The organism is Acetohalobium arabaticum DSM 5501, from assembly GCF_000144695.1.
GTDB lineage: Bacteria > Bacillota > Halanaerobiia > Halobacteroidales > Acetohalobiaceae > Acetohalobium > Acetohalobium arabaticum.
Genome location: NC_014378.1, coordinates 1,341,426 through 1,367,147, shown reverse-complemented (window position 1 = coordinate 1,367,147; position 25,722 = coordinate 1,341,426). Strand labels below are relative to the sequence as shown.

22 protein-coding genes and 1 pseudogene are annotated in these 25,722 nt (G+C 34.4%); 15 read left to right on the top strand and 8 right to left on the bottom strand.

The genetic code is table 11. From position 1 onward, the window contains the following. The first annotated feature begins 14 nt into the window (after window positions 1–14). Complete coding sequence (thiI, locus tag acear_RS06630; protein ID WP_013278243.1) at window positions 15–1,190, top strand: tRNA uracil 4-sulfurtransferase ThiI; 1,176 nt, start codon at window positions 15–17, stop codon at window positions 1,188–1,190. A 45-nt stretch (window positions 1,191–1,235) separates the two neighbouring features. Here thiI and acear_RS06625 read toward each other — a convergent pair whose 3' ends face one another. From acear_RS06625 to acear_RS13030, 3 genes are all read right to left on the bottom strand, one after another. Beyond that, window positions 1,236–1,448: a DUF1540 domain-containing protein gene (locus acear_RS06625; RefSeq protein ID WP_013278242.1), complete on the bottom strand. Its 213-nt coding sequence runs from the start codon at window positions 1,446–1,448 to the stop codon at window positions 1,236–1,238. A gap of 186 nt (window positions 1,449–1,634) precedes the next feature. Next, window positions 1,635–2,786, bottom strand: a complete 1,152-nt coding sequence (locus acear_RS06620) for an ammonium transporter family protein (protein ID WP_013278241.1) — start codon at window positions 2,784–2,786, stop codon at window positions 1,635–1,637. Next, on the bottom strand, window positions 2,786–2,869 hold the full coding sequence (locus acear_RS13030) for a monomethylamine:corrinoid methyltransferase (RefSeq protein WP_148217749.1): 84 nt from the start codon (window positions 2,867–2,869) through the stop codon (window positions 2,786–2,788). Before acear_RS13030 ends, acear_RS06620 begins: the two co-directional genes overlap by 1 nt. 1,113 nt (window positions 2,870–3,982) lie before the next feature. On the opposite strand from acear_RS13030, the gene kamA reads away from it, so the two are divergent. Both kamA and ablB read left to right on the top strand, forming a co-directional pair. Beyond that, window positions 3,983–5,188 carry a lysine 2,3-aminomutase gene (gene kamA, locus acear_RS06615; RefSeq protein WP_013278240.1) on the top strand — a complete coding sequence of 402 codons (1,206 nt, stop codon included), beginning with the start codon at window positions 3,983–3,985 and terminating at the stop codon, window positions 5,186–5,188. Between the two features lie 26 nt (window positions 5,189–5,214). Next, window positions 5,215–6,093 (top strand): putative beta-lysine N-acetyltransferase, encoded by an 879-nt coding sequence (gene ablB, locus acear_RS06610; protein ID WP_013278239.1) that lies wholly within the window; start codon window positions 5,215–5,217, stop codon window positions 6,091–6,093. Between the two features lie 64 nt (window positions 6,094–6,157). Here ablB and acear_RS12570 read toward each other — a convergent pair whose 3' ends face one another. Together acear_RS12570 and acear_RS06605 are read right to left on the bottom strand one after the other, a co-directional pair. Then, window positions 6,158–6,334, bottom strand: a complete 177-nt coding sequence (locus acear_RS12570; protein WP_013278238.1) for a hypothetical protein — start codon at window positions 6,332–6,334, stop codon at window positions 6,158–6,160. 30 nt (window positions 6,335–6,364) lie between these two features. Then, entirely contained in the window at window positions 6,365–7,345 is a 981-nt protein-coding gene (locus acear_RS06605; RefSeq protein ID WP_013278237.1) for an SDH family Clp fold serine proteinase, read from the bottom strand. A 101-nt stretch (window positions 7,346–7,446) separates the two neighbouring features. Here acear_RS06605 and acear_RS06600 point away from each other — a divergent pair, with 101 nt between their 5' ends. The 6 genes and pseudogenes from acear_RS06600 (at window position 7,447) to acear_RS06570 (ending at window position 13,411) form a co-directional block, all read left to right on the top strand. Further along, complete coding sequence (locus tag acear_RS06600) at window positions 7,447–7,818, top strand: Hsp20/alpha crystallin family protein (RefSeq protein WP_013278236.1); 372 nt, start codon at window positions 7,447–7,449, stop codon at window positions 7,816–7,818. A gap of 79 nt (window positions 7,819–7,897) precedes the next feature. Continuing rightward, on the top strand, window positions 7,898–8,527 hold the full coding sequence (locus tag acear_RS12145; protein ID WP_013278235.1) for an Hsp20/alpha crystallin family protein: 630 nt from the start codon (window positions 7,898–7,900) through the stop codon (window positions 8,525–8,527). A gap of 622 nt (window positions 8,528–9,149) precedes the next feature. After that, entirely contained in the window at window positions 9,150–9,980 is an 831-nt protein-coding gene (locus acear_RS06590; protein ID WP_013278234.1) for a thermonuclease family protein, read from the top strand. Between the two features lie 490 nt (window positions 9,981–10,470). After that, window positions 10,471–11,847: pseudogene (gene mtbB / locus acear_RS06585) on the top strand ([dimethylamine--corrinoid protein] Co-methyltransferase). A gap of 21 nt (window positions 11,848–11,868) precedes the next feature. Beyond that, window positions 11,869–12,513: a methyltransferase cognate corrinoid protein gene (locus acear_RS06575; protein WP_013278232.1), complete on the top strand. Its 645-nt coding sequence runs from the start codon at window positions 11,869–11,871 to the stop codon at window positions 12,511–12,513. A 100-nt stretch (window positions 12,514–12,613) separates the two neighbouring features. Then, the gene (locus acear_RS06570; protein WP_013278231.1) at window positions 12,614–13,411 is read left to right on the top strand and encodes a methyltetrahydrofolate cobalamin methyltransferase; all 798 of its coding nucleotides are present in this window, start codon (window positions 12,614–12,616) and stop codon (window positions 13,409–13,411) included. Window positions 13,412–13,582: 171 nt separating this feature from the next. On the opposite strand, the gene acear_RS13025 is transcribed toward acear_RS06570, so the two are convergent. After that, window positions 13,583–13,702: a nitrilase-related carbon-nitrogen hydrolase gene (locus acear_RS13025; RefSeq protein WP_222831956.1), complete on the bottom strand. Its 120-nt coding sequence runs from the start codon at window positions 13,700–13,702 to the stop codon at window positions 13,583–13,585. Between the two features lie 123 nt (window positions 13,703–13,825). Between acear_RS13025 and acear_RS06565 the strand changes: the two genes are divergently transcribed. After that, a complete protein-coding gene (locus acear_RS06565) occupies window positions 13,826–14,851 on the top strand; it encodes an N-acetylmuramoyl-L-alanine amidase (RefSeq protein ID WP_013278230.1) in 1,026 nt (341 codons plus the stop codon). A gap of 33 nt (window positions 14,852–14,884) precedes the next feature. Here acear_RS06565 and acear_RS06560 read toward each other — a convergent pair whose 3' ends face one another. Continuing rightward, window positions 14,885–15,841, bottom strand: coding sequence for a polysaccharide deacetylase family protein (locus acear_RS06560; protein ID WP_013278229.1), 957 nt, complete (start codon window positions 15,839–15,841; stop codon window positions 14,885–14,887). Between the two features lie 312 nt (window positions 15,842–16,153). Between acear_RS06560 and acear_RS12140 the strand changes: the two genes are divergently transcribed. From acear_RS12140 to acear_RS06545, 3 genes are all read left to right on the top strand, one after another. Continuing rightward, window positions 16,154–17,116 carry a M23 family metallopeptidase gene (locus acear_RS12140; protein WP_013278228.1) on the top strand — a complete coding sequence of 321 codons (963 nt, stop codon included), beginning with the start codon at window positions 16,154–16,156 and terminating at the stop codon, window positions 17,114–17,116. A 153-nt stretch (window positions 17,117–17,269) separates the two neighbouring features. Beyond that, window positions 17,270–19,657: a Lon protease family protein gene (locus tag acear_RS06550; protein ID WP_013278227.1), complete on the top strand. Its 2,388-nt coding sequence runs from the start codon at window positions 17,270–17,272 to the stop codon at window positions 19,655–19,657. A gap of 212 nt (window positions 19,658–19,869) precedes the next feature. After that, window positions 19,870–21,069, top strand: coding sequence for a PAS domain-containing sensor histidine kinase (locus acear_RS06545; protein WP_013278226.1), 1,200 nt, complete (start codon window positions 19,870–19,872; stop codon window positions 21,067–21,069). Window position 21,070: 1 nt separating this feature from the next. Here acear_RS06545 and acear_RS06540 read toward each other — a convergent pair whose 3' ends face one another. Continuing rightward, window positions 21,071–21,499, bottom strand: coding sequence for a PD-(D/E)XK nuclease family protein (locus acear_RS06540; protein WP_041667313.1), 429 nt, complete (start codon window positions 21,497–21,499; stop codon window positions 21,071–21,073). A 244-nt stretch (window positions 21,500–21,743) separates the two neighbouring features. Between acear_RS06540 and acear_RS06535 the strand changes: the two genes are divergently transcribed. Together acear_RS06535 and ltrA are read left to right on the top strand one after the other, a co-directional pair. Further along, a complete protein-coding gene (locus acear_RS06535) occupies window positions 21,744–22,880 on the top strand; it encodes a hypothetical protein (RefSeq protein ID WP_013278225.1) in 1,137 nt (378 codons plus the stop codon). A gap of 654 nt (window positions 22,881–23,534) precedes the next feature. Then, a complete protein-coding gene (gene ltrA / locus acear_RS06530; protein WP_013278223.1) occupies window positions 23,535–24,827 on the top strand; it encodes a group II intron reverse transcriptase/maturase in 1,293 nt (430 codons plus the stop codon). The last annotated feature ends 895 nt before the right edge of the window (window positions 24,828–25,722 follow it).

The following is a 25,722-nucleotide window of genomic DNA, read 5'->3' as shown; positions in this document are numbered from 1 at the left end:
TAGGAGGAAGAGTAATGAAGGATTTAATCTTAATTAAGTATGGAGAGATAGGAATTAAAGGTAGTAATCGCTATCTCTTTGAGGATAGATTGATTAGGAATATGGAGGAAAGTCTAAGCGGAATCAATAAAGAGGTCGATATTTATAAGACCCACGGCCGCGTTTTTGTGGAAGCAGAAGGCAGCTTTGAACGGATAAGAGAAAGACTACAGAAGGTATTTGGAATTGTAGGTGTCTGTTCGGCAAAAGAGACAGAGCTTGATTTTGAAAAAATTAAGAACGCTGGTTTAGAATTGATTGAAAGGGAACTATCAGGTAAGCCGCGGACTTTTAAGGTGGAGACAAGGCGGATTAATAAGGATTTTCAGTACGACTCTATGGAGATTAGTCGGAAATTAGGGGCTTATATACTGCGGAATACTGAAGATTTGACTGTGGATGTCCATGATCCTGATATCCAGTTAGATGTGGAGATCAGGCATAAGCAGGCCTATCTATATGCTAGTGATCTTCCAGGGGTCAAGGGTCTGCCAGTAGGCAGCTGTGGTAAGGCTGGCCTGCTTCTGTCCGGTGGAATTGATAGTCCTGTAGCGGGCTGGATGGCTATGAAGCGGGGCGTAGAGATTATGCCGATCTATTTCCATACACCTCCATTTACCAGTAGCCGGGCTAAAGAGAAGGTACTTGATCTAAGTCGGGTGTTAGCAGAGTATGCTGGCGGCAGCTTACAGGTTAGAATAGTACCTTTTACTGAAGTACAGAAGGCGCTTAATGAAAAGTGTCCAGAGAAGCTATTAACAGTGATTATGCGGAGAATGATGATGAGAATAGCTGAAAGAATAACTAATAATAATGAAGGGAAGGCCTTAATTACTGGTGAGAGTATAGGACAGGTGGCCAGCCAGACATTAGAGAGTATGAATGTGACTAATGCTGTTGCTCAGATGCCAGTATTTAGACCGTTAATCGGGTTGGATAAGAATGAAATTAAAGCCAGAGCAAAAGAGATTGGTACGTATGAAATTTCTATTCAGCCCTATGATGACTGTTGTACTATTTTTGTACCTGATAGTCCGGAGACCAAGCCTAAACTGCGTTTTGTGGAGTATGGAGAAGAGGATCTAGAAGTAGAAAGGTTAATAGAAGAAGCAGTTAAGGAAGCAGAAATTATCACAGTAGAAGCTGATTAAATATAAAGGTGGAATTAATTCCACCTTTATTTAAGTCTATTTTAATTATTCATCTGTTGGTTTAAAAGTAACACATTGAGTCTGCTGTGATTTAGGTGATGCTACTTCATCATCAATTGCTCCGATCTCCATATCAGCAGTTTCACCAGTATAAGAGTCGGTGCTGACGCTAATCTTATCTGCTGTACAGATATTGCCATTCCCCCAGTATTCGCAGTTGCTGACGTTACAGGCTATTTCTCCCATTTCTTCACTCATATTTAGATTACCTCCTTATATTTATAGGTCTATATTTATGCTTCCAAATTTGAATTTTTTTATCCAGAAATAATCAAAAAACTACTGTTTGATTTTTAGCTACCACGAAATAAAACTGTAATTTATGTAAATTAATAACATCCCTAAAAGATAGCCATCTTTTAGGGATTTAGGACAAAAGTTTATTTACATCTGCTGTGTTCTTTCTAAATCAATATTTATATCAAAGATTTCAGCATCATCAAGCAGTAGCTGTGGTTTTTCGAAAATCTTAACAATAATTCCAGCAATTAGACCAGTAACTAATGGTATAATAATTCCACCCGCAATAGCATAAATTTGAACACTACCTGCAAAAGGAATCCCCATCAGTCCACCAAAAATCCCTGGTATGCCGTGTAAATTATTAACTCCCATTGTATCAGTAAGGTTAGTTTTATTAGCCAACCAATCATCAAGATAAAGAAAACATAAAACGGAAATAATTCCACCAGCAGCTCCTATCAACCAAGCAGTTCCCGGGCCAACAAGATCAACGGTAGAACCAATAGCTACACCGCCAGCCAAAATAGCATAAGTATAAATCAAAGGATCAAGTTCTCCTTTAATCCACTTCAAGACTAAAAAAGCAGTTAAAGTAGAAGCCATCAAGGCTAAATAAGTAGTTGTCATACCTGTAATAATTAAATCAGTAGGTAAAAGTGAAGTAGTGAAGGATGGCCATAATACCCATAATAACATACTAGCTAACCAGACAAAAGAAATACTATGTGTAGTAGCATTCATCTCTGCTTGATTAACATCTCTTCGCTGTAAAGCCAAGATTACTCCCCAACCCCAATAAGCAGCAAACATATGAACTAAGATTGAACCTCCACTATCAGCAACCCCTTCTAAATAACTAAATAAAAACCATTCATTCAGTATATAACCTGGTACAAATAAGATTCCTAAAGGTATAAAATGCCAAATTTTAACATGACCAAAGATTACTCCAGCAGCAATTATTAATGTAATTGCACAGAAGATTCCTGTTATTATTAATTCAATTCCTAAGCTAAAATCAAATAAATTCCTCTGGATTATTACATAAAGTGGAAAGGCAACAGACAAAGTAAGTAAGGTTACTAAACAGACTCCCCATTCAAATTTTTTAATAAATAACATTAAAAATGCAACTAACATAAACATAAAAAAGACATCTTGGCCGCGATGATATTGAAATAATTCTGCTGTACTTTCTTCAACAGCATAAGTAGTCGTGGAAGCAACGAAAAGAAAAAGAAGACAGAATATAATTGACTTACTAACCAACTTATTTTTTATTTTACTTTTCATTAATCAGACCTCCTATTGATAGCAGTAGTAATGTCCCATCTTATATGGATGGGGCCATCCAAATGATAGTCAGCATCAGTCATTAAAAAAGGAATTTAGATGAGTAGCCACATCCCTACTCGTTTTTATCCACTTTTCTCTTGATAGCCAGATTTCTCCTTCTTTTAGCTATCATACATAGTAGAAGATAAAATTATAATAATATTCAGAATATTATTATAATTTTATCTATACATATATCCCCTCCTTTTCCTTTAAATCATTTTTGAAATTTTAGGAAATAATCCGTAACCCTCCCTTTTTCAAATGGGAGATATAAGGATTAGCAAATATTAATTTAAACAATTGATATTTGCTTCATAATTTGTTATAATTTGAATATGGATTACAAGTGAATATTGGAGGTTGCAGTAGCTAAACCTCTACTGTGTAAAATATTCAGGGTGCTCGTTGTAGATAGAAGACACTAAATCTTCTAGTAAGCACTTATAGAGGTGCTTACACTTCTATCTTGAGCAGAGTAAAAGTATCTCTGAGTCTAGCACTTATGCTAGATAGGAGTAGTGACGTTGGACACGCCAATTGGGTAACTTGCTTGATATTACGGGTAACTCCCATAAAAGCAGGCGACCATGAAGCTCGGTATTTCAATGCCGAGTAGTTCACAAGGTATGAATAAAAGATGTAACTATAGAAAATTTCATTTAATTTATAATGTTGAATAATAGAAGCTAGTAGTATTTAACTATAAAATTATTAACTTATTTACTTAATTTATCCTGATTATATCAGTTATATTATTATTTGTCAAATTATATATAAAGAGAAAATTATGAATTTTAAGTTAAATCGTTAAAATTATTCAGATAAAAATTAATCTTATTAGTGTATAGTTATTTATGGTAATTCTTGTAATAAATTAACATTATCTAATTTCAATTTAAGTTTGACAAACCAATCTAAGTTTGTTACAATGCTTTCGAAGTTGAATTGGAAGCTTACTTCTGTAATTTCTTTCCTTTGCATAAGCCCTAAATTAATTTCTTTCCTATCTTAATTTACTATTGTTTGATTTTAATATTTAGGGTTTAATTAATTTTTCATGATATTTTAGTAGTAAGTTATTAGTGATTTAATATGCTCACTTTATCTTGTGATATTATTCACAAAATATCAGTAGGGAGTGGTATGAGAAAGTGGATTTAGCAGAGAAGTTAGAAGTTTGGGACTGTAGTAAAGAAGAATGGGAGGACTGGCGCTGGCAGCTTAAAAATAGCATTACTACAGCTGATGAATTACAGCAGTATTTTGATATTGATGATCAGCAGGCAGAAGAGATTAAAGAAGCGGCGAAGATTTTTCCGATGTCTATTACTCCTTATTATGCTTCATTAATTGATTTTGATGATGAGTTATGTCCAATTAAGCTGCAGGCGGTTCCGCAGAAGGAAGAATTAGAGGAGTATGAGTATGAAATGGAGGATCCACTTCATGAAGAGGAGGATTCGCCGGTTCCGGGATTAACACATCGGTATCCGGATCGAGTATTATTGATGGTAACCAATTACTGTTCTATGTTCTGCCGTCACTGCACCCGCAAAAGAAAGGTCGGGGATGGTAATACCCAGGATGATTTTGATCAGATTCAGGCTGGAATTGAGTATATCAAAAATAATCCTCAGGTAAGGGATGTTCTCTTATCAGGAGGCGATCCTTTACTATTGGATCTTGATAAATTGGAAAAGATTATTGCTAGATTAAAGGAAATTCCTCATGTAGAGATTGTCCGATTAGGCAGCAGAGTGCCTGTAGTTTTACCACAGCGGATAGATGATGAATTAATTGCTAGATTAAAGAAGTATTCGCCGCTCTGGATTAATACTCACTTTAATCATAAAAAAGAAATAACTTCTAGATCTAAAAAAGCTTTAGCTAAACTAGCTGATAATGGATTTCCGCTCGGTAATCAGACGGTACTGTTGCGGAATATAAATGATTCACCGGCAGTAATGGAAGATTTAATGCATAAATTAGTTGCAAACCGGGTTCGTCCTTATTATCTTTATCAGTGTGATCTTTCGCGTGGTATTGAGCATTTTAGAACATCGATTTCTACTGGAATCGAGATTATAGAGTCACTTATCGGTCATACTTCAGGATTTGCAGTACCGCGTTATGTAGTAGATGCTCCTGGTGGAGGAGGTAAAATTCCCATAAGCCCTAATTATGTAATTTCTTCTTCTAGCCAGAAGACAATATTGAGGAATTATGAAGGTGATATTGTGGCTTATAGAGAGCCGGAGTGTAGAGAGGTTGAATCTAATAGGACTGCAGAAAAAGAGAAGACAGAAGCAGTAGGTGTAAAGAAGCTTCTGGTTGATGATGATCAGTTTAGTCTTTAAGAATTAAGGAGGTAATTACTTTCAAAATGAGTATTTCTTCATTAAAATTGGAGAATGAGCATGGGAATTTTAAGATTATTAGAGGGCGAAATTATGCAGCTAAGGTTAAGTATTCAGACTTCAATCAAAGAATTACTGTTAAGTCTTATTGGGGAAAGAATGTATTCAGTTTAGGTAAAAGATTAAAATCAGAAGCTAAGCGGAAGAATTATGGTAAAATTTGGGTCAAAGCAAAGACTTCTGATAAGAATAAATTTATTAGATTAGGATTTAAATCTGAAGCTGAAATTCCAAATTTTTATCGTACTGAAGATGCTATAATAATGAGTTATTATGTGAATGAAAAACGCAGCCTCCATTTTAATAAAGAAAAAGCAGAAGAAATTATAGAAAAGATAACTAATCTTGAACCAAAAAATAAAAGGCCGGAGCTAAATGACGGCTGGAACTTTAAGCTTGCTGAATCTTCTGATCTAGATGAAATGGCTCAATTATATAAGCAGGTATTTGATTCTTATCCTAATCCAATTTTTGATCCAGAATATCTGTATAAAACTATGCAGGAAAATTTAGTTTACGGTCTGATTTACGACAATAATAATAATTTAGTGGCTACAGCTTCTGCAGATACAGATCCTGAGTTAAAGAATGCTGAAATGACTGACTTTGCTACTGCTCCTGAAGCAAGAGGTCAAGGGGCTGCTAGTTATCTACTTATGGAATTAGAAGAGGAATTAGCTGAGCGGAATTATCAAAGCCTTTATACTATTGCTCGATCAATTTCTTATAGCATGAATAAAGTATTTAAGCAAGCCGGTTATGAATACACAGGAAAGATGATTAAAAATTGTCATATTGGTGGTAAATTAGAGGATATGAACCTCTGGTGTAAAGTTATAGATTAAATCTAAGCAATAGTTTTTAATTTCTTAACAGCTCCTAATTTCTCAACGAAATTAGGAGCTGTTATTAGTTTAAGTCAGCACTGGTATTATTTTCTTCCGAAGCAATTATAATTCCATCTTTTTTGATTAGGTTTCGAGATAGATAGTTAGCTGAAGCTGACCCGGAATTATCATCAATAATATAGTAAGTTTCAGTTTCTTCTGGTGTAGCTATATCATGATTGGGGTTGATATCTACCATAGTATCACTCCTTTATAGATTAAAAGATATTTATTTGATGGCTGGAACCCATTTCTGTTCGGTGATATTTACTTCTGGTTCATTCATCATCTCGTCCTGCTGCACCTGACCAGTAAAGATAAACTTATCAAGGGCAGGTTTGCTTTCAATATAACCCCCGCAGACTTGAAATTCATTATTAGCATGATCCAAATAATCCAACGGTTGAAACGGCTTTTTTAATTCTAATTCTTCTTCGTAATTTTCATATAAACGCCAAAGTAAGTCTTCTAATTCTGGATCAGGATACTTTACTGGCAATTTGATATCAGCTGCTTCTTTACGCGGAATCATATAGTTATGGGCATAGAGTTTTTCGGTTAAATAATCAATAATATTTTGAACTACTGCTTCATTTTCTACCAGTGAATGTAATGATAATAATTTTTTAGCTGTTGATCTAATTAGTAGGTAATTGCGCCGGACATTACCTAAAGCTAATGGATGTACCTGGTCTACTAAATAGGAGAGAGCATTAATTAGATTATCTTCACTCTGAACCTTGAATCTCTCCTGGGCTAGATCAAGATAAGCGCTGACATCTTCTACACTGATAGGAATCTTTGCTTCGGGGTTATTAGGATTTTGCGGATTAAAGGCATTGGCTACTGTAGGGTCGATAGGACCTAATTCTCCCATTTTGCCCATTACAATTTCATTGGCTCCAAGACAGATTAAGGTACCGGCGCTATAAGCGCGAAACGGAACTAATACGCTAAAGTAGTCGCAGTATTCACGAATTAAATTAACCAACCGCCAGGGAGTTAGTACATCTCCTCCCCGCGTATAAATGAAGAGATCGATTTTATTATCAGGATTTATTTGTCTTAAATGTTGATAAATAACTTTAACTGCGTCAGGGGCAATGCGAGTACTGATATTTTTGCGATCACCAGTAAAGTAACAGATGACTTCTGAGTTACGTCGATTGCTAATTTCTTCTATAATCTGTAATCTATCTTCTCTACTCACCGAATTCCTCCTTTAATAAAGACTTTACTTATATTATTCTAAAAGTTAATAATAATTATGTGTTAGCAGCTAAATACTAATAGGGATAAGGAGGGATTTTAATGGCTAATAATTTTAATCTCCAGAATAGACAGGGGAATCATTCAACGGGAATTGCTAACTATAATCAGCCGAATTATGTTTCTCCTCAGGTAGATGTAGTAGAAGATGATAGAGCGGTACATTATATTTATGAACTGCCTGGTGTTAATCTGGAGAGTTTGAATGTTGAATTATCCCAAGAAAGTATCTTTATTGAAGCAAATATTGATTCTGCAGTTCAAAATCAGATGAACTTTCTGCATCAGGAACGAAGAAAAGGGGCCTTTTTTCGTAAGATGTCGCTGCCGACAAATGTTGATAATAATAATGCTGAAGCCAACTTTACACATGGCTTGTTAAAAGTTACCTTTCCCAAAACCAATAATTTCTAGTATTTTTTTCAGCCAGCAGTTTATACTAGCAATTGAAGATAAATCAATAAAATAAACAGATTCCAGGAGGGATCAGTTAATGTTAACTAATCAGTTTACTCAAAGTCCATTTTTAGCACAGAATGCTTTTGGTATGCCGCAGCAGCAAGCCTTTGCTGGTCAAAACTTACAGTCAGGTCAGAATCTACAGTCAATGGGAGCAGTAAGTGGTTATGCACCAAGAACTAATGCCTGGTCGTACCGTCTACAGCCAGCTTCTAATGCTGGTAATTTCAATAATATGACTACTGGAACTATTCAGCAGCAGCCGGGAGCTATTCAACAGCAGGGAAGCCAGTTTGGGCAGAATGCTCAAGCAGGTTATGCTGCAACTAGCAATGCTATGATGTCTCAGCAGTTATCGACGGGAATTATCAGCCCTAGTGTAGATATTTCTGAAACTAAGAATGATATAATTGTAGCCTGTAACCTTCCCAATGTAAATGTTAATAACTTGAATTTAACTGCAACAGAGAATTCACTTTCTATTTCTGCTCAAGCCTTTGCTGGGAATCAGTCCAGTGGTATACATAGGACTGTTCCGCTATCAACAACAGTTAGAGCTGAAGCAATTGATGCTAATTATTCCAATGGTATTTTAGAGGTAAGAATGCCGAAAAAGGAAGGAACAAGTAATCGTCAACAGCTACAGGTGAATGTAGGAGAGTAATAAAAAGTAGTTGAATGACTTTAAGCTCCTAGTCTCTTTATGAGGCTAGGGGCTTTTTTAATTGTAAATGTAGAATTTAATTGATATAATGTTGCACTTTCAAGATATTGCAGGGATAGTCAAAATGTATCCGCCGCTTGTCGTTCGCTCAACGTCCTGTTTCGATCACTATCAAAAACTGGCCCTCCATCGTCCGTGATTCCGGGCCAGTTTTAAGAGTCGCTCTGGACACATATTGACTATTGATAATAAAATATATTGCTGTGATTATCACCAATGAGAGTTATTTCAAGTATATATTGACTATTTATGGTATTACAGAACAGAAATTTCATTGGTTTGGGTTTTAGCGCTTTCCCTCAGATAATTTTGCACAATTTAGTTGATATCTTGCAAAAAGCGACTTTAAAGCAGTCCCATAAGAGAGAATAGTTAACATATAAAGCGGAATCTTTAAATCATAACACTAAGATTTATTTACTGCTGAGTGACTAGGACTGATTTCTGGAGCGTTTGCAAGATATCAACTCTAAACTGCAACAATATATCAATTTTTTTATTTTAATAGCCTGGAAGGGATTAGTTCATATGATAATGAATATTATAAATCCGGAGGTGGTTGATGTTGTTGATAAAACGTAGAGTTTTAAGTTTACTTTTGTTAGTAATGATTCTATTAAGCTTTGGTATTGCAGGATCAGCTTTGAAGGTGAATGAAGAATTAAAGATTAATCAGGATAAATTAGATAATTTAGCTAAAGTTTATGTAGCTAAAGTTATTGATGGCGATACTATTAAGACAACTGGTGGTGAAAAGATACGTTTTATCGGTGTTGATACTCCTGAAACTAAACATCCGGAAAAGTCAGTAGAGTATTATGGAAAGGAAGCAAGTAAATTCACAAAAAATAAGCTTGAAGATAAGAAGGTATATCTGGAGTATGGTGTGGAGAAGAAGGATAAGTATAAACGTACTTTAGCTTATATCTTTATGGAAGATGGGACTTTCTTTAATGCTAAGTTATTGGTGGCAGGTTATGCTGAATTATTGACAATTCCGCCTAATTTAAAGTATGTTGAATTGTTTAAGGATTTAGTAAGAGAGGCTAGAGGGAATAATAGGGGACTTTGGAAGAAAGAAGAGGAAGAAGCTAGCCAGCTTCCGGTTATCTCCTGGCAGAAAGCTGATGAATATATTGGTACGAAGGTTATTGTTGAGGGTGAAGTAATAGATACGTATGATTCCGGTAAAGCTGTATTTTTAAATTTTGCTGAAGAGTACTGGAATACCTTTAGTGCTGTTATATTTGCTAGTAATCTATATAAATTTTCAAATAATCCGGCGCAGCATTATCTGCATAAAGAGGTTAGAATAAGAGGAAGAGTTAAGGACTATGAAGAATCTCCAGAAATAATTATCGAAGAACCGAAGCAGATAAGGATCAAAGAATAAAAAAATAACTAATATTTTATTGAAATCATATAATTATTTGCTTATATAAATAGGAGATTAAGAGATGGACAAGCTTTTATATTGTCTAAATAATTTATAACTTATGAATGTTATAACTAATTACAATATAAGAATAAAAGGGATTAAATAGTTAATATGGAAATATTATAATACAACCTAATACAATGATATAAGTTTATTAAGGAATAATATATCATTTATTTCTACCTTTCATACCTATTGTAATCTATCAAATACCATTATCTTCATTTAATATAATTTTTATAATTTTAATTTTTGAAAAGAGATGCGATATATCTATCCTTTACAGAGACATCAGAATCTTTATAAAATTATTAATATTTTAACAAAATAGCAAAGAATATGAAAAGGAGGTGATAAGTAAAATCTGACAATGGAAGATTTAATTTCTGGTTAAGTGTGGGACTGAATTTAAATTAAAATTTAATTGAATAAAGGAGTGAAAAATATGGTACAGACAAGGCTAGGAGACGGCTCGACAATAGAAATGACTGAAGATGAAATTAGAGCAGATATAGAAAGAGGAATTGAAGATGCTGTTGACCGAGCAGAGGTTGATTCCCTTCCTGAGGAGGAAATAGAAAAATTAACAGATATTTATACAAGACCGAGTAAATTTGTAAGTGTTGAAACGGGAAATGAGTTAGTTTTAACTTTTGATGAAGGATCAGTAAAATTAAAGCGTTTGGCTGTTTCAATCGGTAGAATTCCTGATTTGCAGATTTATGAAAGAGTTTTTTGCTCTGATACTGCAGAATTGGCTCATATTGATTACAGTTTTAAGCCCGTAAAGCCAATTGTAGCTGAAGAGCAAATAGAGATGGAACAGGCTCTGTTGAGTACGGTCTTACCTCTATATTACGGAGCAATGCCTAATCTATCATTATACAGTCAACCAGATGGGGCATTTCCTAATCCAGCAGAATTGTTGCCAAAGGGGAAAGTTAAAGAAGCGCAAGAAGCTTATGAAGGTATGATGGAACATGCAATTAAAGATATGGTTTTTGTAGGAAGTAAGATGTATGAAGCTGGAGCAGATGGAATTAATTTTGATACAACTGGTTCAGCAGGGGAACCTGATTTCTTGGCTACATTGAAAGCAACGGAAGAATTAAAGGAAAAGTATCCTAATATCAGTATTGAGATGGGAATGGCTGGAGAATTTGTTTTAGGAATGCATGGAGATTTAGAGTATAATGGAGTTGGTTTAGCAGGATTATATCCGCATGAGCAGGTGAAGTTAGCTGAAGAGGCTGGAGTTGATGTCTTTGGCCCGGTAGTTAACATCAATAGTAGTGAGACTATTCCTTGGAATATAGGTAGAACTGTAACTATGATGAAAGCTTGTGCTGAAGCGGCTGATATTCCTGTACATGCAAATGTAGGTATGGGTGTAGGCGGTGTACCAATAGTTGAAACTCCGCCAGCAGATTCTTTAAGTAGAGCTTCTGCTGCTCTGGCTGAGATTGGTAAACAAGATGGGTTGTAGGTAGGTGTAGGTGACCCTAATGGAATGGTCATCAGTCACGCATTAGCTTCGGGCATGGGCGGAGTACGTACTGCCGGAGACCTGGTAGCGCGCATGCAAATGTCCGAAAATATGCGTCTAGATGAAGCGAAAGAATATGTTGCTGATAAATTAGGGGTTGAAGTAGGAGAATTGACTGATCCTGTGATTATGGATGAGGTACGAAATGAATTGAATATCGGGCGAGTTCAGCCTGAAGCTGGAGAGGCTAAAGGCGTAGAAGCTAAGTTTAACATTTCTGAATTGCTTGATATTAGAATTAATTCTGTAGAGAAGTTTAAAAATAAAACATCTTAATGATGTTAGGAGGTTGTTCTGATGAGTGATGAACTTTTTGAAAAAGCGGCTGAAGCTATTTGTGATGCTGACGTAGATAAAGCTGAGGAGATTGCTCAAACTGCACTTGATGAAGGAATTGATCCGTTAAAGATGATAGAGAAAGGTTATACTGCAGGAATTAAGGAAGTTGGTAGATTATTTGATAGAGGTGAGTTATTCTTACCTCAGCTAATGGGCTGTGCTGAAGCAATGAAAAAAGCTAGTGGAATTTTACAAGAAGCTGCAGCAAAAGAAGATGCAGCAGCTGGAGAAAGTATCAAGATTGTTTTAGGTACAGTACAAGGTGATGTTCATGATATTGGAAAAGGAATTGTAGCTTCAATTTTAGAGGCAAATGGAATTGAAGTTTTTGATTTAGGAACAGATGTTCCTATTGAAGATTTTATTACTAAGGCTAAAGAAGTTGATGCTGATATTATAGGAACTAGTGCATTATTAACTACTACTATGGGAGCAAATGAAGAATTATTAGAGATTTTAGAGGAAGAAAACTTACGTGATGAGTTTGACTTAGTAGTTGGTGGTGGACCGGTTACAAAAAGATTTGCAGAAAAAATCGGAGCAGATGGTTATGCAGAAGATGCAAATGAAGCAGTTAATAAAATTAAAGAATTAGCAGATTAAGATAAATAAAGGATTAGGATAGTATCAATGCCGACCTCGGCATTGATACTATCCATTACATAAAATAACTTAATTTTAAAATTTATTAGGAGGGAAAAAAATGATAATTGTTGGTGAATTAATTAATACAAGTAGAGAGGGAATTGAGCCGGCTGTTAAGGATAGAGATACAGAGTTTATTCAAGATTTAGCTAAAAAACAGGAAGAAGCAGGAGCAGATTATATTGATGTTAACTGCGGAACTCTAATTGATGAAGAGCAAGAAGCATTAGAATGGTTAGTAAATACGGTACAAGAGGTAGTTGATGTACCATTATGTATAGATACTCCTGATCCTAAAGCTATGGATAGAGCCTTAGCTGCTCATGATGGAAAGGCTTTAGTCAATTCTATTACTGCTGAAGAAGAAAGATTTAACGAGACACTAGAAATAATTCAAAAACATGATGCTCAAGTGGTTGCCTTGGTAATGGATGATGGTGGAATGCCTGATGGTATTGAAGATAGAACTAGAGTGGGAAAGAAGTTAATTGAAGATTTAACTGATGCTGGAATGGATATGGATGATATTTATGTTGATCCGATTATTCAGCCTATTGGAACCGACCAAGAGGTAGGACAGCATATTCTTGAGGCAATCGATGAAATTACGAGTGAGTATGAAGATGTACATATTACTTGTGGATTAAGTAATATTTCTCATGGACTGCCGCAGAGAAAATTGCTTAATAGAACCTTTGTAACTTTGGCCATGGCTAAAGGCATGGATAGTGCTATTATAGATCCATTAGATCCAAAGATTATGGCTTTAATAACTACTGCAAATACCTTATTAGGAAATGATAAACACTGTAGTAATTATATTCAGGCTGTTCAAAATGGAGAATTGGATGTGTAATTGTTAAAAAGGGGGCATTTAGCCCTCTTTTTATTTTTTATACAGTTCACTTACTAATTAGTTACTTATGACTAATAGAGATCAAACCGGCGGTGTTCCAATAACGGAAGTTCTCTACGTATCTTACTAATCTTTTCCAAGTCAATTTCATAAAGTAGTAATTCTTCTCTGCTATCTGCTTCTATAAGCTGTATTGAAGGCACCGGGAATTATAATCATTTCTGCTCCTTTATCAACCATCATCCGCATTAATTCAGGAAAGCGTAAATCATAACAGATAGCTATTCCCAATTAACAAATGAATACCAATCATACTATATTTTGATAAGAGGATTTCGGTTATTAATCTGGAACTAATTTAAGAAGAGAGCCTAAATCACAGCAATACATATTCCAAAAGAGGTGCTGCAAAAATTGACTATAAAATATAAAGTATTGGTAATCTTATTGGCAATAATTATTCTCTTTTCTTTTTCAGTAGAAGCCAAAGAAGCAAAATTAATCATTGACGGTCAGAGAATAAAGACTAATTTAATTATTATTAACGGTAGAACTTTAGTACCTGCAGAGGTGATTTCTAAACATTTTGGGGCTAAGTTGAATTGGGATAGCAGAAGACAAGAGTTAAGAATCGATAGTAAGAATTTAACTGCTAAATTGACGGTAGGTAGTAATCAAGCAGTAGTTAATTCAATAACGGTTCCGCTGCAGACTAAAGTTAGAGTATCAAATGGGAAAGTATTGGTTCCTTTAAGATTCTTACCTAAAATTTATGGCGGTAATTTAGCTTGGAAGGGAAGTACTAAAACGATTTATTATCATTCTAACCGAATAACTAATATAAGTGGGGTAATGGCTTCTTCTTTAACTAGTAATTCTGAAAATTATCATTGGAAGAAGAGCAAAAGGATAGTTATAGATCCAGGCCATGGAGGGGAAAGTCCGGGAGCAATTGGTCATTCAGGAGTTGAAGAAAAGAGAGTAAATTATCAGATTGCTTCTAGGGTCTATCAGCAGCTAAAAGAGGAAGGTTTTCAGGTTATTTTAACTAGAGAACAAGGTCAAGACCTTCCACTTTTACAGCGGTCTGCAATATCTAATGATTGGCCGGCGGATATGTTCATTAGTATTCATGCTGATTATAATTATAGATCATGGATTACGGGAACAACTACTTATGCTCACTGGAATGCTTCTAAGAATAATTGGGCTTTAGCCTGGTATGTACAGGATGAGATAGTCAAAAGAACAGGAACAGATAGCAACGGATTAAAAGCTGCTAATTTTGCTGTTTTAAGGGGGAACAATGTACCTGCCATTTTAGTTGAAACTGCTTTTTTGTCCAATCCGAAAGAAGAATATTTACTGACTACGCCTGCCTTTCAACAGAAGATTGTCGAGGGAGTTGTAGCAGGAATCAAGCGATATTATTATAATTAAATATATAAAACCAAACCCAACTTGGGTTTGGTTTTATGATTTATATGAGGCTAAGGATAACAATTTATCGACAGTAACTAACTCAATATTTCTTTTCTGTAGCTCTTCGATGATAGCCGGAAGAGCTTGAACTGTAGGAGTTAAATTTCGACTTTTGCCAATAGAGGAGTGGAATAAAATAATGACACCGGGTTTTAATCTAGGAAGTACTCTATCCAAAATTTCTTCTTTAGTATCGGAATTCCAGTCTAATGAATCTACTGACCAATGGATTATTTTATAATTCATTTCTTTAAGTTGATCCACTATTTCATCCGATACTGCTCCATAAGGCGGACGAATTAATGCTGGAGCACGTCCGGTAACTTCTTTAATCTTTTCTTCTGTAGTTAAGACTTCCTTTTTTAATTCTTCTTTATCTAACTTAGTTAAGTCAGGATGGGACCAGGAATGGTTTCCAATTAAGTGTCCTTCTTCGATAATTTGTTTAGTAATCTGCGGATATTTCTGTACTTCTTTACCTAATAAAAAGAAGGTAGCTTTAATATCATATTTTTTCAATATTTTTAGTATTTGTGGTGTATATATCTTATCTGGCCCGTCATCGAAGGTTAAAGCTATCTGCATACTGTCTGCTTTAGTTCTGCGATAGATTTTTTTCGAGCGATCTTTGCTGTCTGAAATTGAAATCATACCATTTCCTGATAGCCAATTATCGGAGGTATAAGTATTGGAATCATCTTTTGTACTTTTAGTTTCAACAGCATCAGGAACCTGTAAGGTCGATCCACTATAAATTAAATTAGGATTTTTGATCTTATTTGCTTTAGCCAAAGTGGAAACATTAGTATTATATTTGCGTGAAATTGAAAATAGTGAATCTCCTGATTGAATAGTGTAATTACTTGCTGCATAACTGGTTATACAGACAGTAGAAATAATGATGAAGATTAACAGAAGTGTTATTAAGTTTTTTTTAGTACTTGACATTGGATAAGGCCTCCTTAAAATAAAATTCTAAATCAATCATAACATAAGTCAGCTATATACTCAATCTGTAAATTATGGTTAAAAGAGTAATTAAATTTGGATATGAGATCTTAATTTATTATTTTTAATTTTTTTTGGTTAAGATGCAGGAATTTGTCATTCTGATATTTAATTAATATAATGAATAAAATAATATAAATTAAAATTTAATGTTTTCCTTTTTGTATCCTTATTCCTATTCCTTTAGTATTTTAGGATCATAATTTAAGAGGGGTAGGGATTTATTTATGTATTGTTAAGGAGGATTAAGGTATGTCTTATGAGGAACAAAAGAAGGTAGTAACTATCCAGATTATTCCTCACTCAACAGGAAAGTTAGTTAGTTTTAAAATTTCTAAAAAATTACTTAAGATAATTATTAGCTTTATAATATTGAGTATAGTAGGTAGTAGTCTTGGATTAACTATCTATTATAGTAGAAATCTTAAATTGCAACAGACAATAGATAAGCTGCATCATGTAAAGAAGGAAAATATAGAATTAAGGAATAAATTAAATGATTTATCAGCGGAAACTCAAGAATTGCAGGCTAAATTTAATGAACTTGAAGCCATTGATTCTGAAATCAAGAATATAATTGGGTATGAGAAAGCTAACAGTCAAGCAGATAATAGTGAAACTCTAATACATATTACTAATCAAGAAATTAATTTTGGCGAAGATACAACAGAAGCCAGTTTAGCTAGCGGATATACCAGTAATTTAGTTAATAATACTGAAGATAGATTGCAAAAACTAAAGAATGTATTTCCTAAAAAGAAAAAAGAATTAAAACAATTAAAAATTTCAGTAGTTGAATATAAAGATTATTTAGCTTCTAAACCTGTCGGTTGGCCGGTAAAAACGGAAAAGAAACGTATTACTTCTGATTTTGGTTATCGCCTTCATCCTATATTAAATAGACGGATTATGCATGAAGGAGTAGATATCGGCGTTTGGTACGGAACAGAAATTTATGCAACAGGAGCTGGTAAAGTAATCCATGCTGGATGGAAGAATGGTTATGGTAAATTGGTAATGATTGATCACGGCTACGGATTTAGAACATTATATGGACATAACCGCAGAGTAAATGTCAGAGTAGGAGATGAAATTGAACGCGGTGATTTAATTGCTTATAGCGGTAATACTGGGCGTAGTTCTGGTCCACATTTACATTATGAAATTCAAGTTAACGGTAAACCTGTAAATCCTATGGATTATATTAAAGAGTAAAAGGTAAATTTTAAATTGGATTCTGCAATTAATTATTAAAATATACTTAAGCATATTCCGGCCTGGAATATGCTTTTTTACTTTAGAGGAAAATAATCTTTTTTGTAGTAATATTAAAGTAAGGATGTTTTAAAAAAGAGGAGGAGTAAATATATGGTAGATGATAAGAGGTTAACTGCTGTTCAATTAAAGTGTAATTGTAAGCCGGAAAGATTTGATTTCGAGACTACAGATGAATTAGAACCAATTACTGGTGAGCTTATTGGGCAAAATAGGGCTGTTAAGGCAATGGATTTAGGATTAAAAGTTGAGCAGGAAGGGTATAACATATTTATTTCTGGAATTCCTGGTACTGGTAAGACTACTTATGCTAAGACGTTGGCTCGGGGAAAGTCTAAGGATGCTGAAGTGCCTGATGATATTTGTTATGTATATAACTTCTTTGATTCGGAAAAGCCGCGTGCTTTAAATTTACCGTCTGGTCAGGGAGCTAACTTACAAGAAGATATGGATAAATTAATTGAAGAATTAAAGACTGAGATTCCGCAGGTTTTTGCCGGGGAAGAGTATAAACAAGAAAAGAATGAGATAATGAATGAGTACCGTCAGAAGTCGAATCAGATTATGGAGGATTTTGAGAAGGATGTTAAGGAACGGGGATTTACTCTCCAGAATACGGGAGATAATCTGGTACCAGTGCCGCTTAATGAAGAAGAAGAGCCGATTGAACAGAATGAATTCCAGCAGTTAGATGAGGAAAAGAGAAGCAATCTACGGGAGAAGAGTCAGCAGATACAGGATGAGATGGAACAGGTAATGCGCAAGATTAATAATTTGAAGTCTGAAGCTAAAAAGGAATTAAAGAATAAGGAAAAGAAGATTGCTCTGTCGGTGATTCAGCCTATTATAGCCAGTTTAAAGGATGAATATGAAGATTATCCGCAGGTTATTGAGTACTTAAAAGAGGTGCAGAAGGATATAACGGAGAATTTAGATCAATTTAGGAATAAACAGAAAGATAATACTACACCTACAATTTCTCTAACTCAAATGCAGAAGGAGGATGAGTCATTCTTTACCCGCTATAAAGTAAACTTATTAGTTGATAATTCTAATTTAGAGGGCGCACCAGTAGTTTATGAGCCGAATCCCACTTATTATAATTTATTTGGAAAGATTGAAGGAAAGAGCCAGTTAGGTACGATTACTACTGATTTTACTATGATTAAAAAAGGAGCTGTTCATGAGGCAAACGGCGGGTACTTAATTGTTAAGGCTAAGGATGTATTGACAAATGCTTTAGCCTGGGAGACTATGAAGAGAATCCTACTCAATCAAGAGATTGTAGTGGAAAATATTGGTGAGCAGTATAGAAGTATGCCAATCACTACTCTCAAGCCGGAGGCTATTCCTGTTGATATTAAAATAATTATGATTGGTAATCCCTATATTTATCAGCTGCTTTATAATTATGATGAAGAGTTTAAAAAATTATTTAAAGTTAAGGCTGATTTTGATGTTCAGATGGAGAGAAGTGAAGAGAATATGGAAAAGTTTGCTTCTTTTATATCTTCAATCAGTGACAGTGAAGATATTAGACATTTTACTGTTGGAGCAGTGAGTAGGATTATTGAGTACAGCAGCCGGCTGACAGACGATAGAGAGAAGCTGTCGACGCAGTTTAATGAAATTTTAGAACTGCTTTTTGAAGCAAACGCCTGGGCGGAGATGGAGAATGATGATGAGTATATTAATAGAAATGATGTGATTAAAGCTATTGAGGAGAAAGAATATAGATATAATCTAACAGAAGAGAAAATTCAGGAAATGATTGACCGCGGTCATATTTTGGTTGATGTGGAAGACAAGGAAGTAGGGCAGATTAATGGTTTATCAGTCTATCAAACCGGACAGTATTCTTTTGGACGGCCGACTAGAATTACTGCTCGAACCTTTTTAGGCCAGAAAGGGGTAGTCAATATTGAGCGGGAAGTTGATATGAGCGGTAAGATTCATAATAAAGGTGTCATGATTCTATCCGGCTTTTTAGGCGGTAAGTATGCTCAAAAACAGCCTCTTAGCTTATCAGCTTCTCTTACCTTTGAACAGAATTACGGCGGTATTGACGGCGATAGTGCTTCCTGTGCTGAATTGATTGCTCTACTGTCTGCTATTGCTGATATTCCTGTAAAGCAGGATTTGGCTATTACTGGCTCGATGAATCAGAAAGGTATGGTTCAGCCGATCGGCGGAGTTAATGAAAAGATTGAAGGGTTCTATAAGGTATGTAAGCTTAAAGGTTTAACCGGCAGTCAGGGAGTAGTAATTCCTAAACAGAATGAAGATAACTTAATGCTGAAGCCGGAGATTGTTGAAGCTGTCAGCAGTGGTGAGTTCAATATTTATTCAGTAGAAGAGATTGATGAAGCAATTGAGCTTATGATGGGCGTAGAAGCTGAGAAAGTACACAGCCAGGTAGAAGAAGAGTTAAAACAGATGGCCAATAAGGCTACTGAATTTGTTGATAAGGAAGATAAATAATAAAATATATAATTTAAGATCTTCAAGGTCTTCGGAGGGATTCCGGAGATCTTTTTTATGGATTATGTTTACTTATTACTTAGTCATTTATGACTACAAAATAATAACAAAACTCTATATTCAAAAAGGAAATAATATATTTATCATGAATTTATTTTATGGAGTAAAGTAATGGATTATCATGAATTTATTTCATAAAAGGGGTTAATAGTATGGAATTAAAGGAGTTATTAAAGAAGAATTTTGAAGAAGAAGGCGTAGATATTGAGGAAACATTGACAAATGTTTTAGATAATCTACATGATATTGTAATTTATCAAAATTTAGAGAGAGAAATACTCTGGGCAAATGAAACAGCTATAGAAGAATTTAATGAACCTTTTGATGAAATAAAAGAACGGCACTGTTATGAATTAGTACATGACAGTAGTCAGCTATGCGAAGATTGTTTGGTAGAAAAAGCTGAAGCGACAGGAGAGATTGTAGAAAGAGAGAAAATAAATCCTAATGGAAATTTATATTTGGTACGGGTATATCCTGTTAAAAATAAGGAAAAAGAAATTAAGGGGATTATTAGAATTTCTTTAAATATTACTAAACGCAGAGCATTGAAGGAACGTCTTGAACAGAATAGATTAAGAACTGAGCTGTTTGCTAATTTATCCCATGAGCTTAAAACTCCATTGAATTTGATGTTTTCTGGAATGCAATTGTTAAAATTAAATCTTGAAAAGAATGAAGATGAAGATAAATATATGGAATATCTCAATACTATAAAACGGAATACTAATAGGTTACTAAAATTAGTTGAAAATTTAGTTGATATTAATAAATTAGATTCTAGGTCTTATGATTTATCGTTTCAAAACTGTGATATTGTTTCACTTGTAGAAAAAGTATTCTTTTCGGTTAAGGAGTATGCTGAAAATAAAAAAAGGGAATTAGAATTTGATTCTGAAATAGAGGAAAAAGTAATTGCTTGTGATTCTTTTAATATGGAAAGGGTTATGTTAAATTTATTTTCTAATGCTATAAAGTTTACTGATAAGGGAGATAAAATATCTATGTATTTATCCGATGAAGGAGATAATATCTCTATTTCTGTGAAGGATACGGGTATCGGGATTCCAAAGGATAAACAGGAGATAATATTTGAAAGATTTGGACAGGTAGATAAATCTTTTACCAGGAATAATGAAGGAAGCGGTATAGGATTATCTCTTGTGAACTTGATTATAGAACGACATGATGGTGAAATAGATCTTCACAGTGAGTACGGTAGCGGAAGCGAGTTTATCATAAAGCTTCCTGCTCAGAAATTAGCACAGGAAGATGCTGAAAGAAAAAAGATAGAAATTCATGATAGTATAATAAATAAGATAGATATGGAGTTTTCGGATATATATTGTTGAATTAGCCAGGACAGAATCCTCGGAATTTGCAGTTAGTATACTTTCTTTCTTGACACTGCGGGATAAATTTTTCTTTTGGTAGTGGGATATTCTCTTTTTTGTCGGCTAGATAGGCCTTCATTCTGGCTGCGCTGTCTAATATCTCACTTGCAATTCGTTCTTTCTCTTCTGGAAATACCACTTTCTCATGTTTTTTACCTGTTTTGAGATATTCCAGCCGGGCGGTAATCGGCTGGCTGGAATTGAAATTATGAAAACAGTAGTAGGCATAGATCTCTAGCTGCTTCATATCCTCTTTTAATTTGGGATTGCCGGTCTTCCAGTCGACGATGATGGTTCTGCCGGCTTGATTCTTATAGATTAAGTCAGGGACGGCATAGATTTCGATACCATCAAGTATGAAGGAGTCGAAGTTATCGGGGATTTTCACTTTATTCTGCTGGAGGACTTCGTAATGTTTATTACTGTGGGGAGGCTTTTATAATAGGTTAAGTGGATAGAAATGATGGATTTTTTGTTTTAGAGAGGGAATTAATGGGTTTGTCTGGAAATAGGATAGTAGTTATAGATAATGAGTATTTGCGACAGACGTAAATACTGAGGTATAGTGAGTGTTTGCGATACTGTTTCATGATATATCTTAATATGGAGTATTTGCGACATAGAGTAGTGTCGTGAAGATTAAAGTTATGCGAAAGACTAATTTGTGGAGGTGCTTTAATATCTTAGGAATAATTTTGGATTTTATTGTATCTAATTTAGGTAAAATCTATGGGAAACTAAATAAATGTAAACATAAATTAAGGCTTTTTTTATTCAATAAAAATCTCATTTGCAATTCACAAATTAAGGATAAAGAAGCAAAAAATATAGCATATTCTATATTATCATCTAAAATTTTAAAAGCTGTACCGTATAAAAATATCAATTTAAATGAGTTTATTGCAGTATTTACTCAAGTTAATAAAAGTAATAATGGATATGATCATAAAATTTGCATTTTAAGAAAATTGGGTGAAAATTATACTTCTGTTTGGCAGAAAAAGTCTTCATTTCTAATAGAGAGTTTAAATGTTGAGGATATTGATAATGATGGAGAAGAAGAAATTGTTTTTATTGAACATGGTTCTGGTACCGGTTCTTGGATTAGAAAATTAAATATATATAGTATGAAAAAGGATAAATTATACAAAGTAGAAGAGTATCAAGATTATAATTCATTATCAAGTTCATATTCTCCTACAGTTAAAACAAACTTTAAACTTAATACTCAAATTGGTAAAGCTATTGAAAAAACAGCTAAAAAGTATGGATTTCTTAAAAAGAGAATTGTAGACTTAGAAGATAAAAAGTTTGCTCATTATAAGTGGCATGAGATGAATGGTAAGAAAAGAAATGGATTTGTAAATTTGAAATACTATAATGGTAAACCAAAATATGAAAATGAATTGCATAAAAAATTAGAAATCGATGATTTGATTTGGTATTCATATGTTATGGAACCACTATATGGCTATATTAAATCTGAAGACAAACATTTTGTAGCTTATGCTCCTTCTTTTATACAAAATTTTGTGGATTGTTTTGTAAGCAAAAATAGAGAAAGATTATTTTTTACTTGTTGTAATGATGAAGGGATATATGATTTTGAGTTTGATAACTCAAATAAAGAAATTGGTGAAATTAAATATTATACTCACTATAATAATAAAAAGATTCCTAAAGTAAAAAGTTTAGAGAGCATAGCTAATAACAAATTATTAATTAATAAAGATATGGTCATTTCAATTGGAGATTTAAATAAAACTTAAATTAGTCCATCGCATAACATAGGGTTAGCAACATCTAGGCTAGGAGAATAAGCAAAGTTAGGGATTACATATGAAAGTTTTAGAAAATGGACAAGTTATAGGAGGGTTGAGCTAGATGTCGCGAACCCTAGGGACGTTGTATGTCCAGCGAAGCTGGACATATCCAATGGGTGTAAGTCCTATTAGAGTAAAAGTCAAAACTCTATAGCTGAATGGCAATGTTGATAGGAAACTTTGGACATTGAAGTCCATTAACAAAGGTACCTATAGGGTATCGAGCAAGTATGCAGACCATAACACCAGTGAACGCATAGTAGCTTCGAAAGGGGTAAATTTGGTGGTCGAACTTTTAACGTCTGAGTGAAGACAGAATGCATGAATGAAAATTGACTGATACATTTATGTACACCAACGGAGTATTAGCGGTGGTATGTATATAAGGATATGTCTGGAACTGGAGAAACCCTATTCCTTCCTGTGAAAAATTACTTGAGAAATGTAGATTCTATAACTGAGAACCAGGAAATGAATTGAAAAAGGAGAGGGTGGCGGATGGGTTCATAGTAGCCAAGATTACGAAGTAAATATAACTTCATATAGCAAAGGGACCCTACTATTGATAATTTCTCGGACAAGACAGGAGGTAAGGGTGAAATGATAAAAGCGCCCATAAGTTTACAAGACTTGAGGAAGAGAATATATCTTAAATCTAAGAAGGAAGAATCTCATAAATTCTGGGGATTGTATGTTCATGTATGTAAGCTAGATACGTTGCTAAAAGCTTATAGAATTGCAAGAAAGAAGAATGGTTCTTCAGGTGTAGATGGAATAACTTTTGAAGATATTGAAGGGATAGGAGTATTGAAATATCTTAAAAAGATAAGAGAAGAACTGGTAAATGAGACATACAAGCCGCAGGAAAACCGAAAACAAGAGATACCTAAAGGAAATGGAAAAGTAAGGGTATTAGGTATACCAACCATCAAAGATAGAATAGTACAGGGAGCATTAAAGTTAATATTAGAGCCAATATTTGAAGCAGATTTTCAAGAAAGTTCTTATGGATATCGACCAAAACGAACAGCTCATCAAGCAGTAAAGAAAATAGAAAAAGCAATAGTAAGTGGAAAAAGAAAAGTGATAGATCTTGACTTATCGAGCTACTTCGATACAGTAAAGCATCATATATTGTTAGCTAAGATTGCTAAAAGAGTAATCGATAAAGAAGTAATGCATTTGATTAAACTGATGCTTAAGGCTAGTGGAAAAGAAGGTGTACCACAAGGTGGAGTAATTTCACCACTATTTGCTAATTTATATTTAAATGAAGTAGATAGAATGCTTGAGAGAGCAAAAGAGGTAACAAAAAGTAAAGGTAAGTATACAGAACTAGAATATGCTCGTTTTGCAGATGATATCGTAATAGCAGTATCAAGCCATCCAAGTATGAATTGGTTACTTTCAAAAGTGATACAAAGACTGAAAGAAGAACTAGATAAAATAAAGGTAAAAGTAAACAAGGAAAAGACTAAAGTAGTAAATCTAGAAAAAGGAGAAAGAATAAGTTTTCTAGGATTTACTTTGAAAAGGCGAAAGACTTTCAGTGGAAAATGGGGTGTTCTAACGGTACCTCAAATGAAGAAAAGAACAGCATTGTTGCAGAAAATAAAGGAAGTAATCAAAAGGCATAGAACAACAGGAATCTTTGAGCTAATGATAACAGAATTAAACACTATATTAAGAGGTTGGGTAAATTACTTTTCAATAGGTAATTCAGAGAACTGCTTTTCTTATGTAAAGGATTATGTAGAAAATAAAGTAAGAAGGTATCTCATGAAGCAACGAGGTAAAAAGGGATATGGCTGGAAGAGATGGAGTAGCGATTGGTTATATAATGAGATAGGTTTATTTGATAATTATAAATTAGCTCGTTATAACGAAAGTTAAACCAGCTTAAACTTATAAGATTTAAGAAGAAGTTAAATAGGAAAGCCGTATACGGGAGAACCGTACGTACGGTTTGATGAGGCGGGGTTTGGAAATGTGATAAGGATGAGATATTGTGGCACTCACAGACGAAAGGGTGAGCAAACGGAGAACACAAACATCAACCTAAGTTAAGGCACCAGACTTCGACCCTACAAACGGCGCGACCAGGTAATCCTATCATTGCTAGTTGGTGAAAGTCCAATCCGAGTAATAACTCAGTAGCTCGGTAGTTGACAGACTTGGTAGGGAGAAATTCCTATTTTGTAACTGTGACAAAGTCACCAAAGTGTGGCGATTAAAACTACAGATCCGCAGGATTATAAATCCTTGCTCCTAGCCTTGTAACTTAGAGCAATAATACTATCTTTCTGCTCAATAAGTTACTCCCATAGCCAGTATTGGTCTGTATGCTGGCTATGTTGTAGCATAAAGCGAATTCTGCTGCATCGTCAGTTCCCCCTCGACGAAGAGGGACCAAAGAGGAGCTGATTCTTACGTGTAAGGAAGAAGGCTATAGAAGGTGTGAAGAACTGAGTAAGCAGCATTGAAGAACCTCTCGGTGTATAGGAAGCGACATGTAGTGAAAGTAATGATCAGGAACTGGTGAGACCCTAGTCTGCACAGAGAATTCTGTAAAGAGTGAGTACATAAACTGTGATGGTGAAAGTACAAACTGCAGAAAGGGAATCGGATGAGTTCATAGTACTGATGATGATATGGACAACAGAACCATATTGGAGGAAAGGAACTCTACTTTGTACAAGTTTCTAAGGGAGGTAAGAGTGAGTGAATGCCAAACAGGCTAACTACACCATTGTAAAAGCTTAACAACTTCGGAGGAAACTATACCTGA

Coding starts and splice junctions, on each gene's coding strand:
- thiI (WP_013278243.1), top strand. CDS start 15: ATGAAGGATTTAATCTTAATTAAGTATGGAGAGATAGGAATTAAAGGT.
- acear_RS06625 (WP_013278242.1), bottom strand. CDS start 1,448: ATGAGTGAAGAAATGGGAGAAATAGCCTGTAACGTCAGCAACTGCGAA.
- acear_RS06620 (WP_013278241.1), bottom strand. CDS start 2,786: ATGAAAAGTAAAATAAAAAATAAGTTGGTTAGTAAGTCAATTATATTC.
- acear_RS13030 (WP_148217749.1), bottom strand. CDS start 2,869: ATGACTGATGCTGACTATCATTTGGATGGCCCCATCCATATAAGATGG.
- ablB (WP_013278239.1), top strand. CDS start 5,215: ATGAGTATTTCTTCATTAAAATTGGAGAATGAGCATGGGAATTTTAAG.
- acear_RS12570 (WP_013278238.1), bottom strand. CDS start 6,334: ATGGTAGATATCAACCCCAATCATGATATAGCTACACCAGAAGAAACT.
- acear_RS06600 (WP_013278236.1), top strand. CDS start 7,447: ATGGCTAATAATTTTAATCTCCAGAATAGACAGGGGAATCATTCAACG.
- acear_RS12145 (WP_013278235.1), top strand. CDS start 7,898: ATGTTAACTAATCAGTTTACTCAAAGTCCATTTTTAGCACAGAATGCT.
- acear_RS06590 (WP_013278234.1), top strand. CDS start 9,150: ATGTTGTTGATAAAACGTAGAGTTTTAAGTTTACTTTTGTTAGTAATG.
- acear_RS06575 (WP_013278232.1), top strand. CDS start 11,869: ATGAGTGATGAACTTTTTGAAAAAGCGGCTGAAGCTATTTGTGATGCT.
- acear_RS06570 (WP_013278231.1), top strand. CDS start 12,614: ATGATAATTGTTGGTGAATTAATTAATACAAGTAGAGAGGGAATTGAG.
- acear_RS06560 (WP_013278229.1), bottom strand. CDS start 15,841: ATGTCAAGTACTAAAAAAAACTTAATAACACTTCTGTTAATCTTCATC.
- acear_RS12140 (WP_013278228.1), top strand. CDS start 16,154: ATGTCTTATGAGGAACAAAAGAAGGTAGTAACTATCCAGATTATTCCT.
- acear_RS06550 (WP_013278227.1), top strand. CDS start 17,270: ATGGTAGATGATAAGAGGTTAACTGCTGTTCAATTAAAGTGTAATTGT.
- acear_RS06545 (WP_013278226.1), top strand. CDS start 19,870: ATGGAATTAAAGGAGTTATTAAAGAAGAATTTTGAAGAAGAAGGCGTA.
- ltrA (WP_013278223.1), top strand. CDS start 23,535: ATGATAAAAGCGCCCATAAGTTTACAAGACTTGAGGAAGAGAATATAT.